Genomic DNA, 1,849 nt, shown 5'->3' on the forward strand with positions numbered 1-1,849 from the left:
CGGAGATGTAGGCCTCGCCGCCCGCCGTGGCCTTGCTGGCAACCATCAGCAGGTTGTCGCCGGCCTCGATGCTGAGCGAGCCGCCGGCAGTCAGTTCGGCCGCCTGCTGGCGCACGCTGTCGTGCTGCTTCTCGGTCTTTGTGTTGCTTTTTTTGCCTATTACAGAACTCGTCGGCGACAGCCATGAGCATCACCAGCGAAGAACGTGTATTTTTCATTGCCTAGGGCGAACGCATTGCCCGCCTGCGCAAAGAACACGGCATCACCCAAACCCAACTGGCTGAACGGCTGGGAGTGTCTCAGCAGACCATCCAAGCCTATGAATCCGGCAAGCGGCGTATCCAGGTAGCGGCGTTGCCGGAGCTGGCCCGGCTGCTTTCGACCACACTCGAAGAACTGTTTGGTCAGCAGCAGGAAACCACTGTGCGTAAGCGTGGCCCGGCTCCGAAATGGCAGCAGCAATTGGAGGCCATCGACCAACTACCCAAGAGCCAACAGAAATTCGTTGCGCAGATGCTTGATGCCCTGATCGCTCAGGCCACGACTAAAGCGAGCAGCGAAGGACGGGAGGTTTTGCAGTAAGCAGATAAAAAAACACCGGCACGAGGCCGGTGTCAGATCAACTCGAAACCTCTACACATTAGGTGCACCGACTAAAAGCCAAGCGTAAGGCCGCACCTACATCGGAAGGACTACTACCGCTGGGGATAATGACATAGTCACTCTCACTTAGTCCCTTACCACTCCAGGCTTCTAGCTTTTCGTGATGGCTAGGACGAATAGTTATCTGGTCCCCCTTACTTTCGATACTGCATTTTTTCATATCTTTAAATAATGCACGCTTATTCTTGTAGCTATAGCGCTCCAAAGTACTGCCAACCCATTGATCATATCGTTGACTGGTCAAGTCGTAGTCGTATAAATCCATATCAAACGTAGCTTCAGGATGAATCCAAACATCCTTACGCGGCTCGGGAAGCACAAATCGGCTATGGGCCAACGCATCCAATACCACAACACCTAACTCTTGATCACTGATTTCAGGGCTGGCGTGATGCTCGACACCCTGTGGATCAGCTCGACTACTCCGATAGCCAGAATAAGTTTTAACGTAAATAAATTCCTTATTGACTCCTGCATCCGCCCAGGCTGTTTTCACGACATCGTTCATCTTAATTCACCTTGGTAATTTTTACCGTAATGCCTTTGCTCTGACCATATTCAATGGCTCTATTGATTTGTTCCCATTGAGCGCTAGTCGTGGCTTCAGGAATGGCAACTTGTAATTCGCGAGCGGTAATTTGACTTGAAGTAACTGTCACACCCTTCAAGCCAGATTCAGAAAAATTAGCAGCGGCATCAATATTTCCTTTGAGCGATGAATATACTTGGCTCGGATTAGCAAGTTTGGCAGCAGTCGTCGTATCAAGTGTTTTGGCGCTGGTCGCTATACCAGTGGTTTCGTCAAAAAAGTCAAACGTCTTGAAGTTAGGCGGTAGTCGAGAGCCTGCTGGCAGTTGCGTCCCAAGGTAATCCTCCCAAGGCATTCCTTGACCTTGAATACCCTTGCCCCACTCAATCCCAGTAGTAGCACGGTCTACCGCCCCGCCAGTTGCTTTTGCACCATTTTTTTCCCCGCTTTGCAACATCCCCGCCAGCTTCTCAAGCCACCCTGGCGTTTTCGAAGCCACAGCTTTAGCAGCACTTCCCAGCGAAATAATCGCCAGCGCCAGTTCCGCTTCTGCCTCCACCCCAAGCCGATGACTCTCCGATTCGGTCGGCGTAAACAGCGTATCTTTGGTGCTCTCAAACTGGTTCAGAAACTGACTGACCAATTGCAGCGCAGCAG

3 protein-coding genes are annotated in these 1,849 nt (G+C 51.5%); 1 reads left to right on the plus strand and 2 read right to left on the minus strand.

Features of this window, described 5'->3' with window-relative positions:
- Positions 1-234: 234 nt before the first annotated feature.
- A complete protein-coding gene (locus JZZ72_RS27580) occupies positions 235-582 on the plus strand; it encodes a helix-turn-helix transcriptional regulator (RefSeq protein ID WP_218568499.1) in 348 nt (115 codons plus the stop codon).
- A gap of 58 nt (positions 583-640) precedes the next feature.
- Here the strand turns inward: JZZ72_RS27580 and JZZ72_RS27585 are convergent, their stop codons facing one another.
- Both JZZ72_RS27585 and JZZ72_RS27980 read right to left on the minus strand, forming a co-directional pair.
- Positions 641-1,171, minus strand: a complete 531-nt coding sequence (locus JZZ72_RS27585) for a contact-dependent growth inhibition system immunity protein (protein WP_078482018.1) — start codon at positions 1,169-1,171, stop codon at positions 641-643.
- Between the two features lies 1 nt (position 1,172).
- The coding region (locus JZZ72_RS27980) for an endonuclease toxin domain-containing protein (protein WP_236066349.1) at positions 1,173-1,849 on the minus strand (677 nt) is incomplete at its 5' end.

Source organism: Pseudomonas palmensis (genome assembly GCF_017848315.1).
Lineage (GTDB): Bacteria > Pseudomonadota > Gammaproteobacteria > Pseudomonadales > Pseudomonadaceae > Aquipseudomonas > Aquipseudomonas palmensis.